Raw genomic sequence first — 18121 nt, forward strand, 5'->3', positions numbered from 1 at the left:
GTCGCCTAGACCCGTGACCATAGCGGGGTCTTGAGCTCCGCATAGTCGGTGACGGGATCGAAGCACACCGTGCCTCGGCACACGTAGGCTGCACCGGGCTGCCGCTCATCGAAGAGCGAGCCGAATCCCGGCGTCCCCTGCGGGCCTGCCACCACCAGTGACCCCGCAGGGGCGAGCCGCCAAGCGGCACGCGCCAATTCGTCGAACGGGTCGTCGGTAACGACGACGGCGACCGCAGGCTTCAACCCCCGCCGCGCCTCGTCGGCGATCAGCAGATCGGACAGCGCCGCTCCCGCGAAACGTGGCGCCTCCGCAACCGTGCCCCAGGTGGTGCGCGCCGCACGGTCCGCCCGCTCCACGAGATCCGGGCGCTCCGCCAGGAGGCCGACGGCGCGGAGCGCGGCGACCAGCGCCGACGTGCCGCTGGGCGTGACGTTGTCGGTCAGGGAGCGCGCGCGTTCGAAAAGTCCCGTGTCGACGGTGTCGTAGAAGCCGCCCTCCGGGTGAGCGAAGAGCACGGCGGCGCGATCGACGAGCGCCTCCGCCCGCCGCAGCCACGCCGCGTCCCCTGTGGCGCAGGACAGCGCCACGAAGGCCTCTGCGACCGCGCCGAAGTCCTCCGCGCCACCCACAGCGTCGCCCGCGCGACCGTCGCGCGAGGACCGGCGGAGGTCGCCGTCGGCCATGTGCACGCGCACGAGGTGATCGGCTGCGCGGAGCGCGAGCTCCAGCCAGCCGGGCTCGTCGAAGATGAGGGCGCCGGTGACGAGAGAAGAGATCGCCCAGCCGTTCCACGACGCTACGACGAGCTCGTCGGATGCGGGGCGGAACCGGGTGGCCCGCTCCTCCAGCAACAGGTTCGCGGCCTCCTGGAGCCGCGCGAAGTCGGGGCGGCCGCGCAGCTGCAGGGTGGAGAGGCCGTCCTCGAAGGTGCCACCGCGCGTGACATGAAAGACCTCGGCAGCCCAGGCCCCCCGCTCGGCCCCCAGCGCGTCGTCGAGCAGCTGGGGGTTCCAGAGGTAGAAGATGCCCTCGTGGACGGCGCCGCGGATGTCGCAGGAGTCGGCATCAAGGGCGGAGATGAGGCCGCCCTCCTCGGAGACCATCTCGCGTTCGATCCACTCGACGATGCCGTAGGCGGTGCGCTCGAAGAGGGCACGCAGCCCGGAGTCGTGGTCCGCCGTACGACGCCAGCCACGAACGTAGGTGCCGAGCAGCAGCGCGTTGTCGTAGAGCATCTTCTCGAAGTGCGGGACGACCCAGCCCGGATCGACGGAATAGCGATGGAAGCCACCGCCGACCTGGTCGTAGATGCCGCCGCGAGCCATGCTCTCCAGCGTGCGCTGGGCAAGTTCGAGCGTGCGAGGGTCACCCTTGACCAACAGCGCGTCGAGCAGGGTCGGGGCGGGAAACTTCGGGGCGGTGCCGAAGCCGCCGTGGATGAGGTCGAAACCGGCCTCTACCGCGTCGACGGCGGCCACCAGATCGGGCCTCTCCGTCTGCCCCACGTCCTCGCGCGCCGTCAGGACCTGCACCAGGTAGTCGGCCGAGCCGCGCAGCTGGTCGCGCCGGACGCGCCAGCCCTCGGCCATGGCCTCCAGCACCTGGCGGAACGACGGCTGCCCGCCCGCAGGCTGCGGCGGGAAGTAGGTTCCCGTGAAGAACGGCCGGCCCTCGGGTGTGAGGAACGCGGTCATCGGCCAGCCCCCCGCGCCGTTGTTCATGGCCTGAGTTGCGGTCATGAACACGGCGTCGAGATCCGGGCGCTGCTGCCGGTCGACCTTGATGGCGACGAAGTGGGTGTTGATGAACTCCGCGATCGCCGGGTCGTCGAACGACTCGTGGCTCATCACGTGGCACCAGTGGCACGACGCGTAACCGACGCTCAGCAGAATCGGGCAATCGAGGTCCCGCGCGCTGGCAAGGGCGTCGTCGCCCCACTCCCACCAGTCGACCTGCTGGTGTGCGTGCTGTCGGAGGTAGTCGCTGTCGGAGGCGCTCAGGCGGTTGACCATGCGGGCTAACCTACCGGCCTGCCGTCCCGGCGAACCAACGAGGACCTGTTACGAAAGCGGAAGATGGCCTACTACCCTGCTCGCTACGGCCACCGCTTCCGTAACAGGCCCTGGGACCTGATGTGAAGGTCAGGTCCTAGCCCTTGGTTGCACCGGAGGTCAGGCCCTCGACGATCCAACGGCTCGCGAAGGCGAACAGCGCCATCGTCGGGATGATCGTCAGCACGGCCGCGGCAGCCATGGGCCCCCACTCGATGGCGAAACTCGAGATGAAGCCATTCAGCGCCGTCGGGATCGTCCTGCGCTCGTTGCTGTTGATCAATGTGACCGCGAGGAAGAGCTCGTTCCAGACGTTGACGAAGTTGAAGATGAACGTCGCGATGATGCCAGGCCCCATGACGGGCACGATGATCCGCCACAGCGCGGTCATCCGCGAGCAGCCGTCGACCATCGCGGCCTCCTCCAAGGAGTCCGGGACATTGTCGAAGAAGCCCCTCAGCATGATCGACGAGAACGGGATCGTCATCGCGATATAGATCAGCACGAGCCCGAATCGGCTGTCGACAAGGCCGAGGTTGGTGAACATCTGATACAGCGGACCCAGCGCGATGAACGCGGGAATCATCTGCGTCACGAGGAACGCCAGCATGACGGCGCCCTTTCCTCGGAACTGGAAGCGGGAAAGGATGTAGGCGCTGAGCAGGGCGATCAGCGTCGCGACGGCGGCAGCGGACAGCGAAACGACGACGCTGTTGGCTATCGCATGGCCGAACATCATCTGCCCGAAAAGCTTCTCGTAGTTCTCGAACGAGAACTCCTTCGGCCAGTACCGCACCGGGTACTCCGCGATCTGGCTCGCCGGCTTGAACGACGTGATCAGGATCCAGTAGAGCGGAAACAGCGTGATCAGCAGCCAGACCGCGAGGCCGGCCACCTTCACTGCGGACAGCCAGGCGGGAATCTTGTTGATCATAAGGCCCGCTCCTTCGACAGCAGCGTGAGGTAGACCGCGGTGAACGTCACGAGCACGCCCATGACGATGAAGCCGAGCGCCGAAGCCAGACCGTAGTCGCCCTGCTGGGTGAACTGGATCATCCAGGTGGTGGCGATCTGGGTCTGGTTCGCGGGACCGCCGCCGGTCATGGCGTAGATGATGTCCGGGAAGTTGAAGATCCAGATGACCCGCAGCAGCACCGTCAGCACGAGCGTCGTGCGGATGGTGGGAATGGTGACGCGGAAGAGAGTGCCGAGGCGACCCGCGCCGTCGAGCGCCGCGGCCTCGTGCAGCTCGTCGGGCACCGACTGGAGCGCGGCGAGGATCATCATCGCGAAGAAGGCGACGCCGTACCAGACGTTGGCGAGGATCACCGAGACCAGCGCCAGGTCGGGATTGGCGAGCCACGGGATGGGTGACTGCGTGATGCCACTGCGCATCAACATGTCGTTGAAGACCCCGAACTCCGAGTTGAACATCCAGCGGAAGAGGATGCCGATCAGGAAGCCGGACACGGCCCACGGGTAGAACACGAGAGCTTGGTAAAGCCCCCGGAACCGGAACCTCTTCTTGAGTGCCAGCGCGATGAGGAAGCCGAACACGAACTGCGGAACAAGCGACCCGACCACCCAGATCACCGAGTTCAGCATCACCTTCGGGAACAGCGGATCCGCGATCAGCGTCGCGAAGTTGCCGAGGCCCACGAAGGGCGTGTTCGTCAGGTCCCAGAGGGTCCACTGATGGAACGCCATGCGGCCGCCCACGAACAGCGGGTAATAGGTGAAGATGATGACGAAGAGGAAGGCTGGCGACAGGTAGGCGAAGATGGTCAGCGCCGTACGCCAGTTGAACTGCCGCCTTTTGTGGGGACGGGCGGTGGTGCCGCCCGTCCCCGTGGCGGCCTTAGCGGCCGTGGACATCGGTCACCCGGCCCACTTCTCGGTCCAGTACTGATCCCAGCCCGCGAGAAGGTCGGCGGTCGTCTTCTTGCCGATCAGCACCTGCTGCAGGTCGGCCTCAGAGCGCTGCATCCACTCGGTCCACCAGGAGACGCCGCGCGGCTCCTCGACGGAGATCCACACGTCGGGGTTCGACGTCATCTCGACATACGCGGCCCACGGACCCTCGCTGAAGAACGGATCCTCGCCCGCGGCGCTCTGAATCGGAACCAGCGAGTTCTCCTTGGCGAACGTCGTCGACGCATCGCCGGAGAGGAACTGCACCAGCTTCACGGCCTCGGCCTTGTGCTGCGACGCCTCGGTCACGCCCCACCCCGCGGTTGCCATGGGCCAGGCGGCCTTGCCCGTCGGGCCGACGGGGTTCGTCCCTACGCTCCACTGATCCTCGGTCAACGAGGACTCCTTGACGACGGCGATCACCTCGGGGTCCTGCAGCAGGAACGCGGTGGAGCCGTTGGTGAAGCCCTCGACCATCTCGGTGAAGCCCCAAGCGACCGAGGACTCGGGCGAGCCGGTCTTGAAGAGCTCGATGTAGCGGTCGAGCGCGGTCTGCGACTCCGGCGTCGAGAAGATCGTCGCCCCGCTGGACACCTTGTAGGCGTTGGTGACGTCGAGGTTGTCGGCGTTCCACGCCTGCAGGATGCTCATCAGCTGGCCCGCGGAGTTCTTGCCGCCGCGGAAGGCGTAGCCGTAGCGGTTCTTCGACGGGTCTTGGATGGTGGCCGCCTGGGTGATCAGGTCATCCCACGACTTCGGCGCGCCGTCGAAGCCCGCCTCTTTCACCAGGTCGGTGCGGTAGAACAGGCTGAGCCCGTAGAAGCCGTAGGGGATGAACCAGGACTTGCCGTCGGCGTTGACCGCGACGTTCTTGGCCTGGTCGGTGAGCTGCTCGAACCCGGACCAGGCCTTGGTCTCGTTCGCCATGTCGTAGAGCCAGCCGTTGTTGCTGAACGGGCCGACGGTGAGGTCGCGCACCTCCAGAACGTCGACGCCGGACCCGGACTGCAGCATCTGCTGGATCTTCTGGTCTGCCTGCTCGCTCGGCGGCGAGACGAGGTTCACCTTGATGCCGGGGTTCGCTGCCTCGAAGTCCTTGAGCAGCTTCTGGATCACCTCGGTGCGGCCGGGGTTGGTGAGACTCTCGACCATCTGCAGCGTGACGTCGCCGCCCGCCGCAGAGCCGTTGTCGCCGCTCCCGCCGCTGCCGCACGCGGACAACGTCAGGGCAAGTGCCGACACCGTCGCGACTGCCGCGACTAGCTTCTTGCGCATCGTTCCTCCTTTGGATCGATCATGATGCGTGTTTCCCCCCGAGTTGGGTTGTCGACCATTGGTGGAGCAGGGGGACCCCCACCGTGGCCACGTGGACGAAGTCATGCACGGACGTGTACACGTGTGACGACAGCCGGAGGTACCCGGAGCCGCCAAAACTGGTGAACGACACAGCCGCGCCGGTCGTGTCGCAGAACGGGACGCGCAGAGCGTCGGCCTCCTCGCGGGTGCGACCCAGTCCGCCGGGAAGGCGGAACAGCCGCATCGGGCCGACGGGCTGACCGACGTCGGGCAGCGGGTCGTCGACGATCGCGGCGAGGGCCTGCGCGACGACGGCGCCTCCTTCATCGAGGACGCGTCGAGAACGCTCGCGGACCACCGCCCAACCAACCGTCTCGTCGAGGTGTCGCCACGCGAACGGCGCGGTCAGCCAGGGTGTCAGGTCCTGCGTGCCCCCGTGGTCGAAGCGAGCGGGGAACGGCTCCTTCGCGCCCCAGGAGTCGATCACCGGGAAGAGTTCCTCGCCGCCGGCGCGGGCGACGAGCACCGCGGCCCCGCGCGGCGCGCAGCCGAACTTGTGCAGGTTGCCCACCCAGTAGTCGGCCTCGCGGCAGACCGGGTCGGCCAGCACGCCGGGCGCATGCGCGCCGTCGACGAGCGTTCGCACCCCGCGCTCGCGCGCCGCCCGGCACACCTCGTCCACAGGGAACGCGCGCGCGGTGGCTGAGGTCACCTGGTCGACGACCAGCAGCGTCGGGCGCTCCGCGTCCAGGGCGGCGGTCAGCATGGAGAGGACTTCGGCCGCGGTCGCGGCGAGCGGGATATCGACGGTGTGGCTTCGCCCGCCGGTCCGCGCAGCGAGCCGCTGCGCGCCCATGCTGATGGCGCCGTAGCCGTGGTTGGTGAGCAGCACGTCGATCGGACCTCGTGCCAGGAACGACTGGTAGACGACCGAGGCACCAGCAGAGGCGTTGGCGACGAAGGCGAGCGCTGCGGGGTCGACGCGCAACAGCTCCGCCATCTCGACCCGCGCGGCAGCGATCCTCTCCGGTAGGCCCGCGAACCACCGCACGGGGTTCCACTCCATCAGCCGCCGCAACCGGTCCTGCTCTTCCTGTACGGCAACGGGCACGGCGCCGAACGAGCCGTGGTTGAGGTGCCGTACCTGGGCGTCGAGGGACCACCGCGGCTGCGGGTCATCGATCGTTGGGGTGTGCTGCACGTGTCCTCCTCGTCGGACAATCCTGACGGAGATATGTCATTTCCGCCAGACCTGGGTCGAAGTTCGTCCATTCTGTCTGACAATCGTTACATACGGCATCATTGCCACATGCAGAGGACATCGGTCTCCGCGGTCGAGACCGCACGCCGGGGGTTGTGTCAGTTGATCGCGACCGGTGAGCTGGCCACCGGAGCCCCCCTCCCCAGCGAGGCCGAGCTGTGCGAGCGGTTCGGGGTGTCACGAAGCTCCCTGCGCGAGGCGCAGCGCATGCTCACGGTGGCCGGAGCGCTGGTGGCGCGCCCGGGCAGCAGCGCAGCCGTCTCCGACATGTCCGCGCGCCAGATGATGTCCGGGCTGGAGATGGTGGCCCCGCTGCTGCCCCTGGAGCGATACCTCGAGCTGTTCACGCTTCGCGAGGTCCTCGAGGGTCACGTCGCCGCCCAGGCCGCCGCGCGGATGAGCGACGACGAGGCCGCCGAGCTTTTGCGCGTGGCCCGCGAGTTGGCCGAGTGCGAGCCGTCGGACCGCGCCCAGCTCCTGGACACGCAGTTCCACACCCAGATCAGCGAGGCCGCGGGCGATGAGGTACTGGCGGCGCTGCTCGACACCATCCGACGGCGTGGCCGCGACTACCGCATCTTCGAGGACTCCGCCCACCACCACCTGAAAGGCGTGAGCGACGACGCCCACATCGAGATCGCGGCGGCCATCCGGCGGCGCGACCCGGAGGGGGCCCGGGCGCTGGCCATGCACCACGTGCGCGTGACGCGCTCATGGCTGGAGGGGATCCGTCCCGGGCCCGTCCTTTTCCAACATTTCTGATCGGGCACACTGGAGGAATGAGCACCTCCGCGACCGCCCGTCCCACGCTCGGCACGGCCGTGCTCGTCGTCGGCGGCATCCTGGCCGTCATGTGGGCCCTCGAGGCCCTGGACGCCGTGACACTGAACGCCCTCGACTCGTTCGGCATCCAGCCGCGGCAACTCAGCGAGCTGCCCAACATCCTCTGGGCACCGCTACTGCACTTCGGCTGGCCGCACCTGATCTCCAACAGCGTGCCGTTCCTCGTGCTCGGCGTGCTGACCTACCTGAGCGGCGCCGGCCGGTTCGTCGCGACGACGCTGATCTCGGTCGTCGTGTCCGGGCTCACCGCGTGGCTCCTTGCCCCGCCCGGGAGCATCACCGCGGGCGCGTCCGGCGTGATCTTCGGCTACCTGACCTACCTGCTCGTGCGCGGCTTCTACAGCCGGAGCGTGGGGCAGATCCTGCTGGCCGTCGTCGTTTTCGCCCTCTACGGCACCGTGCTGCTCGGCGTCCTGCCCGGCACCCCCGGCATCAGCTGGCAGGCGCACCTCGGTGGCGCCGTCGGCGGCGTGCTGTCGGCATGGTGGCTGCACGGGCGCGATCGCCGCGCCCGCCGCGTCAGATGATGAACTCCGGCACCAGCGGCTCGGGGCGCAGGCCCGCGAACAGGTCGTCCTCGGGAATCATGGTCGGCACCTTCGACACGACCAGCTGGTAATCCTCCGTCGGCCATCCCGCCTGCTGGATGGCGAGAGGCACCCCGAACCACGGCCCATCCGGGTCGATCTGCGTGGCGTGCGCACGGAGGGCCTCGTCGCGCATGGGGAAGTACTCCGCACAGTCGACGAACGTCGTGAGCCGTCCGTACGAGTAGGGATCCTCGTCGAAGAACGGGAACTCGCAGTCGAGGCCGCTGTCGTGCATGATCCGCTCAAGCTGCTCGTAGCGACGTCGGTGGAAGCCCATGTGATAGTACAGCTTCGCCGCCTGCCATTCCGGTCCGTGTTCGGGCCACCGCTCACGGTCTGCGGCGGCCTTGAACGCCTCGACGGTGATCCGGTTGCACATGATGTGGTCGGCGTGCGGGTAGCCGCCCTGCTCGTCGTAGGTCGTGACGACGTGCGGGCGAAACTCGCGGATGACCTTCACGAGACGGCCCGCCGCGACCGTCGGGTCCTCACGGCCGAAGCAGCCGTCGGGCAGCCCCTCGAACGGATCGCCGTCGCGGAACCCCGAATCGACGAAACCCAGCCAGACCTGCCGGAAGCCGAGAATCTCTCGCGCCCTGCGCATCTCGTCGGCCCTGATCGCCGCGATGTTGCGTTCGATCTCCGGGTCGCCCGCGAGCTTGGGGTTGAGCACCGACCCACGCTCGCCGCCGGTGCAGGTCGCGACCATGACGTCGATGCCCTCGGCGACGTACTTCGCCGTCGTCGCCGCGCCCTTGCTCGACTCGTCGTCTGGGTGCGCGTGCACGTGCAGAAGACGCAGCTGGGAGGCTCGGGCGAACGACATGGTCGGTATTGTGCCCGGCCCCCGGGCCGCGCGCCCGCTCGATCTCAGGGCACAATGGGGGCGTGACCCCAGACGAGGCGCGCATCAAGGCGCGCTACCCCAGCCGCCGGCCCGTCGACCTCCTCGTCGGCGGTGTCGCCGGGGCCGCGCTGCTCGGCGCGATCATCCTCGTCACGCTCCAGGGCCTCGAACAGTCCAATCCCCCGGTCGTCGGCGACGTGCACAGCTTCACCGTCGAGAGCCCCAACGAGGTGCGCGCCGAGATCATCGTGCAGCGCCGCGACCCCGCCACCCCCGCTGTGTGCACGCTGACGGCGCAGGCGGAGTCGTTCGAGATCGTGGGCGAGGCCACCCTCGATGTCCCGCCGGGCACCGAAAAGCTCACCCGGGTGCCGGTCAGCGTCAAGACCATCCGCGAGGCCACGAGCATCGTGATCGACGGCTGCCGCGTCGCCTGATCACCGGCCGGGTCTTGTTGGCCCTGCTATGGTGGCCGGATGTCTGAAACTTCTGTCGACGTGGTGTGGCTCACGCAGGAGGCCTACGACAAGCTCGAGGCCGAACTGAACGAGCTGAAGACCGTAGGACGCCCCGAGGTGAGCGCGCGGATCGCGGCTGCCCGCGAGGAAGGCGACCTCTCTGAGAACGGCGGCTATCACGCCGCCCGCGAGGAGCAGGGCCAGATGGAGGGCCGCATCCGGCAGTTGGAGGACCTCCTCCGTCGTGCCCAGGTCGGCTCCGCCGCGGGCGCGGCCGACGAGGTCGCCCCCGGAAAGCTCGTCACGGTCGCCTACGACGGCGACGAGGACGACACCGACACGTTCCTCCTCGGCTCCCGCGAGGTGCTCGGCACCGACGCCTCCGTCGAACACTCCGTCTACTCCCCCCAGTCGCCGCTCGGCGCGGCTGTACTGGGCGCGAAGGTCGGCGACGAAGTGCACTACGCGGCCCCCAACGGCAAGGAGCTGATGGTGGTCGTTACGAAGGTCGAGTCGCTCTAGGAGCGTGCTCTGGACATACTCGTCAAGATGTGGGGTCGTAGATCGCCCGATCTGGTGCGCCGCAGCGAGGAATGATTGTTCAGCAGGCTTCTAGGCCTCGATCAGCGGTCAGGACAGCAGTCGGGCTGCCGCCTCCGCGCTGAGCTCTCCACGGGCGACGCGGGCCAGGATCTGTTCCTCGGCCGTATCCGCCGACGTGGCGTGCGCGGGCTCCGGATCGGGCCGCTCCTGCGGCTCGGCTCCCGGCTCGAGGCCGATCTTCGCGAGCACCGCGTCGAGGCGGGCCCGCGCCGTCGGATAGGAGACCTGGAGGTGCTTCTCGACCTCGCGGAGGTTGCCCCGAGAGCCGAGGAACACGCGCAGAAGCTCCAGGTCGCCGCGACTGAGCGCGCAGAACTCACAGCTGGCGAACTCGCCTGCGATCTCCGTGCCGCAGCCGCGGCAGCCCTTGCGGGTCGTGATCAGCGTGTCGCCGCACACCGGACACTCCGCGGGGGCGTGGTAAAGGTGGGTGCCCATGTCAGGCCTCCGACTTCACGGTTGCCATGCCCATCACGACGGCGATGTCCAGCCGCGCCGTGCCATTGCCGACGACGTACTCGTCGACCTTGTCCCCGCCGTCGGGCCAGTTGATCTTCCCGAACTTCGCCTCGCCCCGGATGGCGACGCTCGCCCCGGCCGTCAGCGTGACGGCAAGCGAGCCGGACTCGACGCGCAGCCGGGAGCGCCCCGAGCGCAGCGGACCTTCGACGCCGACTCCACCGGCCTGGCTCAGCAGGTCCTCGACTTCCTCGACGTCGTCCAGCGTTGCGCCGCCCGCGGTCACGCGGATGCGTCCGAGATGCGGCACCTTCGTGGTGCGCAGCGAGCCGGTCGTCACCTCCGCATCGATGATCAGCTTGGGGTTGACGCGGATGACGAGCTCCTTGCCGAGGCCGATGTCTCGCAGGTCGTCGAGGCTGCGCGGCGGACGGATAAGGGAGAAGCCCTGGAAGTTGGGGCCGATCTCCTCGGTGGAACTGACCTCCATCACGGTGCCGACCCGGCGCAGCGCGTGCGGGCCGTCGACCGAGAGGGTGGTGACGGTGGGGTCGCCCTCGATGCGGACGCGGCGCCCGACGGCGGTGACCGCCACGCGGGCCAGCCCGCCCGACGGCTGTCCGGCTTTTGCCTGCGCCGCCTTCGGCGCGGGTTCGGCCTCGGGCTCCTCAGCCGCGCGCTTGGCGGCATCGATGCGACGGCCGGCCTCGGCGGTGTCGATACGGCCCGCCGCGAGGTCGTCGAGGATGGAACTCAGATCTACGTTAGCCATGAAGCAATCATAATCCTTCTTTCCATTCTTCATAGCCTCTCTTCACTTTTGGTAACCCTGAGCCGTGCCTTAGGTGCCATACCTAGCTCTGGCTCCATGGTGCCCGAACACAAGTCTCTCTATACGGCGGGCCAGGCCATATGGGGCTGGCTCCCCGTAATAGAGAGATTTGTGTTCGGGAGACGGCGCCGTGTGACAGGCTGAGGGCATGGCACGACCCTTGGCTGAACTCGTCGCCCCGGACTGGGCGGAGGCGCTGGCACCGGTGGAGGGACAGGTCACCGCGATGGGGCAGTTCCTGCGCGAGGAGATCGCGGCCGGGTTCTCCTACCTCCCCGCCGGCGAGAACATCCTGCGCGCGTTCACCTTGCCGCTGTCCGACGTCCGCGTCCTGATCCTCGGCCAGGACCCCTACCCGACGCCGGGGCACCCCGTCGGGCTGTCCTTCTCGGTGGCCCCGGACGTCCGCCCGCTGCCCGGCAGCCTCCGCAACATCTACCGCGAACTCGAGCAGGACTTGGGCATCCCCCAGGCCGCCCACGGCGACCTCACCCACTGGTTCGACCAAGGCGTCCTCCTACTGAACAGGGTGCTGACCGTCCGGCCCGGTGCGCCGGCGTCGCACCGCGGCAAGGGCTGGGAGCAGGTGACGGCCCGCGCCGTCGAGGCGCTCGCCGAACGCGGCGGCCCGCTGGTGGCCATCCTGTGGGGCCGGGACGCGCAGTCCGCCCGGCCGATGCTGCGCGACACTCCGGTGATCGCGACGGCGCACCCCTCCCCGCTTTCGGCTCGCTCGGGCTTCTTCGGTTCCCGGCCCTTCAGCGCCGTCAACCGCCTGCTCGAGCAACAGGGCGCCGCGCCCATAGACTGGGCGCTCCCGCCCGCGGAAGGACCAACAGCATGAGCGACGAGCCCGTCGTCGATCCCACCGGTGACGACCCGACGACGCCCGAGAACCGTCCCGCGCGCCGCATCGTCCCCAAGGCGACGACACCCGACCCCGAGCCTGAGGTAGAGAGCGACGCGCCGCCCAAGAAGCCCGAGGTGACAAAGGCGCGCCGGACCCTCTGGGCGGTCGGCCTCGGCGTCGGCGGCTACATGATCATCCGCGGCGTGTACGGGATCCTCACGGGCGAAGAAGGGTCGCCCTGACACCGGCGCCTCGTTCCTCGGCGTCCGGGCTCAACCCGCGGTTAGGTACCGTGGGGGCATGGACATCGAAGCTTGGCTGCGGGCACGCATCGCGCCCCCGCGCATGGTCACCGCCGACACCGCTCTCCCCGGGCGCGCGACGCCCGTGCTCGACCCGATCCCGGTGCACGCCGTCCTCGGGCTGCCGCTCGACGAGGTTCCCCCGGGCTGCGACGTCGCCTACTTCGCGCTCGGCTGCTATTGGGGCGAGGAGCGGATGTTCTGGGAGGTCGACGGCGTGGTCAACACCGCCGTCGGGTTCATGGGCGGCTTCACCCCCAACCCCACGTACACGGAATGCTGCACGGGGCGCACGGGCCACACCGAGACCGTCCAGGTCGTGTTCGACCCCACCCGCGTCTCCTACGACGACCTCCTGACGCTGTTCTGGGAGAACCACGACCCGACGCAGAAGGACCGCCAGGGCAACGACGTCGGCACGCAGTACCGCTCCGCAGTCTTCCCTGTCGACGACGCCCAGCGCGAGGCGGCCGAACGCAGCCTCGCCGCGTTCCAGGACCGGCTCTCCGCGGCCGGCTACGGCACGATCACCACCGAGATCGCGCAGGGAAAGCGCTTCTACTACGCGGAGGCCGAGCACCAGCAGTACCTGCACAAGAACCCCGACGGCTACTGCCCGAACCACGCAACGGGGGTCCGCTGCGGCCCGCGGTCATCCTGACTACGTACACTTGGGCGATGATCACTCGGCGTTGGGCAGCGGCGGTGGTCGCCGTCGTCCTCGTCGGGTGCGGTCCCGCGCAGTCGGCCCCGCCGACGACGCCGGTCAGCCCGAGCGTCTCGCCGACCCCCACCCCAACGCCCACGATTACCCCCCTGCCGGACACCGAGCTCCCGCTGCGCTTCCCCATCGACGGCGCGCTGGTCGACCACGCGGCGGAGGTCGTGCAGCGGCTGCACGACGTCGCGGCCGGGCTGCCCGTGCTGAAGGTCGACGTCACCCGCCAGCAGGCAACGCTCACCGCGCTCCTCCCCGACAAGAGCGTGCGCAGCTACTCCTGGCGCGGCGGTCAGATCACCCGCGTCGACTCGGACATCCAGTACCTTCGGCAGGCCACGTTCGATCCCGCCGACTACCCCATCGACTCCGTCGGGCGCATGTTCGACGTCGCCGACCTCCGCGGCGTGCGCGGCGAGCTCGTCCTGCAGGTCGTCGAGTACCGCGACGGGCAGGTCCTGATGACCGTCACGTCGCGGCCGGAGACGACGACGGTGTTCTTCCGCAAGGACGGCACCGCGGTGACGACGCTGGGCTACACCTCGGTGGCCGACATCACCGCGGGTCTCGATGAGGTCGTCGGCGGCGGGACCGCGCTCTACTCCATCGGCTTCAACCCCACGCGGGGCTACTGGGCCGACCTCACCGACGACGAGCCGGGCGTCGTGCTCAGCCGCAGCAGGGTCGGCGGCGTGCCGGTCTTCGAGACGCGCCGCTCGGAGACTCCCGGCGTCGCGACATTCTCCCCTGACCTGCTCAAGCCGGCAGCGCTGGCCCAGGCCATCACCCGCTACCAGACGGATCCCACGCAGGCCTGCACGGTGGTCGTCGACATGTCAACAGGACGGTGGGCGCCCGTCGCCCGGTACGACTGCGCGGGCGCCATCCACTACACGGACATGGCGGGGCGCGACATGACAGACCTCATCGCCCCGAGCTGACGAGACCGCGGATCGGTGGATCGAGGCTTATCCGCCCAGGTCGTCGGTGCTGAACGTGTCGCACTTGTTCGGGTCGCCGCTCTGGAACCCGATCGCGGTCCAGTACTGGCGCATCGCCGACGATCCGTGCGTCCAGCTCTCCGGGACGACGCGGCCGCCCGACTGCTTCTGGATGTGGTCGTCGCCGACGGCGCGGGCGGCATCGACGATGCGGTTCAGGTCGTCCTGGGTGACCTTCGCGATGGGCGAGTTCGGGTCCTTGATGGTGTTGGCGAAGAACGCGCCGGCGTAGCAGTCTGCCTGCAACTCGAGCCGGACCTGCCCGGACTTCGGCCCGGTCTGGTTGCCCATCGCGCGCGCCGTCTTCATCTGCCCCGTCAGGTTGGAGATGTGGTGGCCGTACTCGTGGCCGACGATGTACAGCTCGGCCGCGTGGCTGCGCTCGGTGCCGAGCTGCTGGAGGAGCTGCCCCATGAACTCGTCGTCGAGGTAGATCTTCATGTCGCCTGGGCAGTAGAACGGGCCCATCTCTGAGCTGCCGGTACCGCACGCTGTGGCGATCTGGCCCGTGAATATCTCGACTCCCGCCACCGGCTCGAAGCCCTGCGTGAACGCCGCGGACCAGTAGTCGGTGAGCGCGTTCTCGTAGACGACCCAGCGGCAGCGGGGATCGTCCTTGAGGTCGTTGGTGTTCCTGCACTGCGGCTGCTCGCCAGCGGGAGCCTGCTGTCCGGGCGGCGCCGGCTCGCCCGCCGTGACGCCAAGCAGGTCGCCGACGTTGCCGCCGAAGAACAGCGCGAGCAGCAGCACGAGGATGCCGCCGAGACCGCCACCGACGGCAAGGCCCGGGCCTCGGCGTCCGCCCCCGCTGCCGCCGCTCCCCCCGCCGTAGCGGACGCGCGACTGGTCCAGCGGTACGTTCTCGCGAAACTCCATGCCGACTCCTGCCGTCAAGAGACCCCGTCGGGGTCGCTGCGCCTAGCGTACTTGGGCGTGTCCAGGCCTGTGGACACGTAGACTCGACCAATGCGCATCACCGGTCTCACCCATCCCCTGGGCGCGCCGGTGGTGGCCTTCGCCGTCGCCCACGGCGAGCACCCGCGCGTCACGATGTTCGACCACGGCTACCTGCCCGTACGGCCGCTGGCGGCCACCATGAGCGACGGCGAGATCGTGTTCACCTGGCTGGTCCGAGAGGTCGTCGCCGCAGACCACCGCCCGCCGGAGCGGCACACCGTCTACGTGGCGCCGCTCGGCGAGGATCCCGTGCGGCATCAGCGAATCGGGGCCTATGCGATCGTGTTGTCGCAGCGCGGCATCCTCGGCACCGTGAACTCGGTGGCCACGCCGGCACCGGGGGCCTGGACGCTGCCGGGCGGAGGCGTCGACGCCGGGGAGTCGCCGTCGGACGCGGTGCTCCGCGAGGTGTTCGAGGAGACCGGCCAGGAGGTCGTCATCGACCGCGTGTTGAGCCTGGAGTCCGAGCACTGGGTGGGACGCTCGATGAAGGGCACGCTGGAGGACTTCCACGCGCTGCGCATCATCTACGGCGCCACATGCGAAGCACCCAGCGACCCGGTCGTCCACGACGTGGGTGGATCGACGTTCCGGGCCGACTGGGTGCCGACGCGTACCTGGCGGACGCTGAACTGGACCAACGGCTCGCGGGCGCTGCTCGCGCAGTACGCCCGCAAGCTGTCGAGGGCTAGTTACTCCTGAAGTAGGAGAGGATGCGCAGGATCTCGACGTACAGCCACACCATGGTGACCGTGATGCCGAAGGCGGCGCGCCACGACTCGCTGGCCGGGGCCTGTGCCGCGATGCCGTTCTCGACGGAGTCGAAGTCGACGATCAGGTTCATCACGGCGAGCGCGATGGCGATAATCGAGACGACGATGGAGAGCATCCCGGCGTCGGCCCCGGAGCCGCGCAGGCCGGTGTCGATGCCGAACAGCGCGAGCACCAGGTTCACGAGGAAGACCGCCGCCAGCGACGCGGTGCCGATGAACACCATCTTGCGGAACTTGGGCGTGACCCGGATGTTGAAGAACTTGTACGCCGCGAGCGTCACGCCCGCCGTCACGAACGTCGCGAGGACGGCGGAGACGACGATGCCGGGGTACATGTATTCGAAGAACGCCGAGATGGCGCCGACGAAGACGCCCTCGACCGCGGCGTAGAACAGGACGCCGCCCACGGGGACGCGCGAACGCGCGGCCACGAAGAAGACGGTGACGAGCCCAACGAGGGCGGAGCCGATGAGCGCCGGGTACAGGAGCTGCACCGGCAGGTACAGGAAGGTCGCCGCAGCGACGAGGGCGACGACGCCGAGCGTGACGGCGGTCTTGGCCAGGACGTCGTCGAGGGTCATCACACCGCCGGTGGCAACAGGCGGCTGCTGGTACTGCGTCTGGTAGGGGTCTGTGCCGTACTGCGGCGCGCCCTGGGCGTAGGCCTGCTGCTGCGCGCCGCCCTGCCGCGTGAAGGCGTCGGGCCGGCCGATGATGGGGTTGGACATGAGGTCACACTCTTTCGTTAGTCTCCGGGGAGGCTGTGCGTGCTCCATGCTACCTGGCGCCGCGGACAGCGCCGCGGTAGAACGCCTACCGGGATGCGGGTGGGTGTGCCAGGATCGGACATGGGCAATCCTCAGACGGCAACGCTCACGTTCCTCGGGGCGGCGGGCACCGTGACCGGGTCGAAGTACCTCCTCACCATCGACGACAGGCGCATCCTCGTCGACGCCGGCATGTTCCAGGGCGAGAAGCGCTGGAGGGTCAAGAACCGCGAGCCGTTTCCCATCAATCCAGCACGCATCGACGACATCCTGATCACGCACGCGCACGCCGACCACACCTCCTACCTCCCTGCGCTCGTCAAGCAGGGCTTCGACGGCCGGATCTGGTGCACGGAGCCGACGGCGAAGCTGACCGAGATCGTGCTGCGGGACTCCGCGAAGCTGCAGGAGCAGTCGGCCCAGGACGCGATCCGGGGCGGTTGGTCGAAGCACGCGCACCCGACCCCGCTGTACGACACCGCCGACGTCGAGGCCACGCTCCCGCTGCTGACCCCGGTCGACTGGGAGACCAACGTCGACATCGCCGGCGTGGTCTGGGCGCGGTGGGTGCGCGCGGGCCACATCCTGGGGTCGGCGAGCATCCACGTCGAGGTCGGCCCGCGTTCGGTCCTGTTCTCCGGGGACCTGGGTCGGCACAGCCATCCGATCCTTCAGGGGCGAGGCGCTCCGGAGGCCGCGGACCTCGTCGTGTGCGAGTCGACCTACGGCGACCGTGAGCATCCGCAGCCGGAGGCTCCGCACGAGCCGTTCGCCGGCGCCATCCGCCGCACCGTCGAGCGCGGCGGCCAGGTCGTCGTGCCCGCGTTCGCGATCGACCGGACCGAGGCGGTGCTGCGGGCGCTGGTCGAGATGCGCCGCGCGGGCAGGATCCCCGACGTGCCGGTCGCCGTAGACGGCCCGATGACGCTGAAGGCGCTGGACGTGTATCGCAGCTACACCACCGAGCTGGCCGACGAGATCACGCTCGCGGACTACACGGATCTGCGGCTCATCGAGACGCGCGATCCTTCGGCGTCGAAGCGCCTGAACAGCCGCACCGACCCGATGATCATCATCAGCTCCTCTGGCATGCTCGAGGGCGGGCGGGTGCTCTACCACCTGGAGCGGCGGCTCCCCCATGCCCGGAATACCGTCGTCCTCTCCGGCTACCAGGCGGTCGGCACGCGCGGCCGCGCCTTGGAGGACGGCGCGCCGGTGGTCAAGATCAACGGCCGCTACATCCCGGTCAAGGCCGAGATCGTCCGCGACACCGAGTTCTCCGTCCACGGCGACGCCTCCGACCTGATCGACTGGCTCCGCGCCCTCGGCCGCGAACCCGACATGGTGTTCCTGACCCACGGCGAGCCACACGCGTCTGCGGCGCTGAAGAGGCGCATCGCCGACGACCTCGGCTGGCCTGCGGTCGCCCCGCAGCACGGCGAGGTCGTGAGCCTGACATGAGCGAGTGATGTTCGTCGCTTCGCGACGTGGTACAGGCTTCAATCGCCTCAGCTCCATCGCTTGTGCCCCCGACGGGACTCGAACCCGTACTTGGGCGGGTTTAAGCCGCCTGCCTCTGCCAATTGGGCTACGAGGGCG

At 68.8% G+C, this 18121-nt stretch carries 20 protein-coding genes and 1 tRNA gene; 10 read left to right on the forward strand and 11 right to left on the reverse strand.

What is annotated here, in order from left to right; all coding sequences use genetic code 11:
* Positions 1-5: 5 nt before the first annotated feature.
* The 5 genes from IPJ61_RS01060 to IPJ61_RS01080 all read right to left on the reverse strand — a co-directional run bounded on the left by IPJ61_RS01060 (position 6) and on the right by IPJ61_RS01080 (position 6462).
* Entirely contained in the window at positions 6-2015 is a 2010-nt protein-coding gene (locus IPJ61_RS01060; protein WP_297102163.1) for a thioredoxin domain-containing protein, read from the reverse strand.
* 136 nt (positions 2016-2151) lie between these two features.
* On the reverse strand, positions 2152-2988 hold the full coding sequence (locus IPJ61_RS01065) for a carbohydrate ABC transporter permease (RefSeq protein ID WP_297102165.1): 837 nt from the start codon (positions 2986-2988) through the stop codon (positions 2152-2154).
* A complete protein-coding gene (locus IPJ61_RS01070) occupies positions 2985-3929 on the reverse strand; it encodes a carbohydrate ABC transporter permease (protein WP_297102167.1) in 945 nt (314 codons plus the stop codon). Before IPJ61_RS01070 ends, IPJ61_RS01065 begins: the two co-directional genes overlap by 4 nt.
* A gap of 3 nt (positions 3930-3932) precedes the next feature.
* Positions 3933-5240 (reverse strand): ABC transporter substrate-binding protein, encoded by a 1308-nt coding sequence (locus IPJ61_RS01075; RefSeq protein ID WP_297102169.1) that lies wholly within the window; start codon positions 5238-5240, stop codon positions 3933-3935.
* 19 nt (positions 5241-5259) lie between these two features.
* On the reverse strand, positions 5260-6462 hold the full coding sequence (locus IPJ61_RS01080) for an aminotransferase class V-fold PLP-dependent enzyme (protein WP_297102171.1): 1203 nt from the start codon (positions 6460-6462) through the stop codon (positions 5260-5262).
* Positions 6463-6570: 108 nt separating this feature from the next.
* On the opposite strand from IPJ61_RS01080, the gene IPJ61_RS01085 reads away from it, so the two are divergent.
* Complete coding sequence (locus IPJ61_RS01085; RefSeq protein ID WP_297102172.1) at positions 6571-7284, forward strand: FadR/GntR family transcriptional regulator; 714 nt, start codon at positions 6571-6573, stop codon at positions 7282-7284.
* A 17-nt stretch (positions 7285-7301) separates the two neighbouring features.
* Positions 7302-7892 carry a rhomboid family intramembrane serine protease gene (locus tag IPJ61_RS01090; protein ID WP_297102174.1) on the forward strand — a complete coding sequence of 197 codons (591 nt, stop codon included), beginning with the start codon at positions 7302-7304 and terminating at the stop codon, positions 7890-7892.
* On the opposite strand, the gene mca is transcribed toward IPJ61_RS01090, so the two are convergent.
* A complete protein-coding gene (gene mca / locus IPJ61_RS01095) occupies positions 7885-8781 on the reverse strand; it encodes a mycothiol conjugate amidase Mca (RefSeq protein WP_297102175.1) in 897 nt (298 codons plus the stop codon). The genes IPJ61_RS01090 and mca overlap by 8 nt on opposite strands.
* Before the next feature lie 62 nt (positions 8782-8843).
* Here mca and IPJ61_RS01100 point away from each other — a divergent pair, with 62 nt between their 5' ends.
* Both IPJ61_RS01100 and greA read left to right on the forward strand, forming a co-directional pair.
* The gene (locus IPJ61_RS01100; protein WP_297102176.1) at positions 8844-9239 is read left to right on the forward strand and encodes a DUF4307 domain-containing protein; all 396 of its coding nucleotides are present in this window, start codon (positions 8844-8846) and stop codon (positions 9237-9239) included.
* Positions 9240-9278: 39 nt separating this feature from the next.
* The gene (greA, locus tag IPJ61_RS01105; RefSeq protein ID WP_297102178.1) at positions 9279-9782 is read left to right on the forward strand and encodes a transcription elongation factor GreA; all 504 of its coding nucleotides are present in this window, start codon (positions 9279-9281) and stop codon (positions 9780-9782) included.
* Positions 9783-9890: 108 nt separating this feature from the next.
* Here the strand turns inward: greA and IPJ61_RS01110 are convergent, their stop codons facing one another.
* Both IPJ61_RS01110 and IPJ61_RS01115 read right to left on the reverse strand, forming a co-directional pair.
* Positions 9891-10301, reverse strand: a complete 411-nt coding sequence (locus IPJ61_RS01110; RefSeq protein ID WP_297102180.1) for a DUF2089 domain-containing protein — start codon at positions 10299-10301, stop codon at positions 9891-9893.
* 1 nt (position 10302) lies between these two features.
* Positions 10303-11094 carry a hypothetical protein gene (locus IPJ61_RS01115; RefSeq protein WP_297102182.1) on the reverse strand — a complete coding sequence of 264 codons (792 nt, stop codon included), beginning with the start codon at positions 11092-11094 and terminating at the stop codon, positions 10303-10305.
* Positions 11095-11302: 208 nt separating this feature from the next.
* On the opposite strand from IPJ61_RS01115, the gene IPJ61_RS01120 reads away from it, so the two are divergent.
* From IPJ61_RS01120 to IPJ61_RS01135, 4 genes are all read left to right on the forward strand, one after another.
* Positions 11303-11998 carry a uracil-DNA glycosylase gene (locus IPJ61_RS01120; protein WP_297102184.1) on the forward strand — a complete coding sequence of 232 codons (696 nt, stop codon included), beginning with the start codon at positions 11303-11305 and terminating at the stop codon, positions 11996-11998.
* Entirely contained in the window at positions 11995-12246 is a 252-nt protein-coding gene (locus IPJ61_RS01125; RefSeq protein ID WP_297102186.1) for a hypothetical protein, read from the forward strand. Before IPJ61_RS01120 ends, IPJ61_RS01125 begins: the two co-directional genes overlap by 4 nt.
* 88 nt (positions 12247-12334) lie before the next feature.
* Positions 12335-12967, forward strand: a complete 633-nt coding sequence (gene msrA / locus IPJ61_RS01130; protein WP_459251258.1) for a peptide-methionine (S)-S-oxide reductase MsrA — start codon at positions 12335-12337, stop codon at positions 12965-12967.
* 17 nt (positions 12968-12984) lie between these two features.
* The gene (locus IPJ61_RS01135) at positions 12985-13965 is read left to right on the forward strand and encodes a hypothetical protein (protein WP_297102189.1); all 981 of its coding nucleotides are present in this window, start codon (positions 12985-12987) and stop codon (positions 13963-13965) included.
* 27 nt (positions 13966-13992) lie between these two features.
* On the opposite strand, the gene ypfJ is transcribed toward IPJ61_RS01135, so the two are convergent.
* Positions 13993-14901 (reverse strand): KPN_02809 family neutral zinc metallopeptidase, encoded by a 909-nt coding sequence (ypfJ, locus tag IPJ61_RS01140; RefSeq protein ID WP_297102190.1) that lies wholly within the window; start codon positions 14899-14901, stop codon positions 13993-13995.
* A 90-nt stretch (positions 14902-14991) separates the two neighbouring features.
* On the opposite strand from ypfJ, the gene IPJ61_RS01145 reads away from it, so the two are divergent.
* Complete coding sequence (locus IPJ61_RS01145) at positions 14992-15684, forward strand: NUDIX hydrolase (RefSeq protein ID WP_297102192.1); 693 nt, start codon at positions 14992-14994, stop codon at positions 15682-15684.
* On the opposite strand, the gene IPJ61_RS01150 is transcribed toward IPJ61_RS01145, so the two are convergent.
* Positions 15671-16483 (reverse strand): Bax inhibitor-1/YccA family protein, encoded by an 813-nt coding sequence (locus IPJ61_RS01150; RefSeq protein WP_297102194.1) that lies wholly within the window; start codon positions 16481-16483, stop codon positions 15671-15673. The genes IPJ61_RS01145 and IPJ61_RS01150 overlap by 14 nt on opposite strands.
* Before the next feature lie 120 nt (positions 16484-16603).
* Here IPJ61_RS01150 and IPJ61_RS01155 point away from each other — a divergent pair, with 120 nt between their 5' ends.
* Positions 16604-17983, forward strand: coding sequence for an MBL fold metallo-hydrolase RNA specificity domain-containing protein (locus IPJ61_RS01155; protein WP_297102196.1), 1380 nt, complete (start codon positions 16604-16606; stop codon positions 17981-17983).
* A gap of 63 nt (positions 17984-18046) precedes the next feature.
* On the opposite strand, the gene IPJ61_RS01160 is transcribed toward IPJ61_RS01155, so the two are convergent.
* Positions 18047-18120 (reverse strand) — tRNA-Leu (locus IPJ61_RS01160).
* Position 18121 lies beyond the last annotated feature (1 nt).

It is taken from the genome of Tessaracoccus sp. (assembly GCF_016714275.1).
Classification (GTDB): domain Bacteria; phylum Actinomycetota; class Actinomycetes; order Propionibacteriales; family Propionibacteriaceae; genus Arachnia.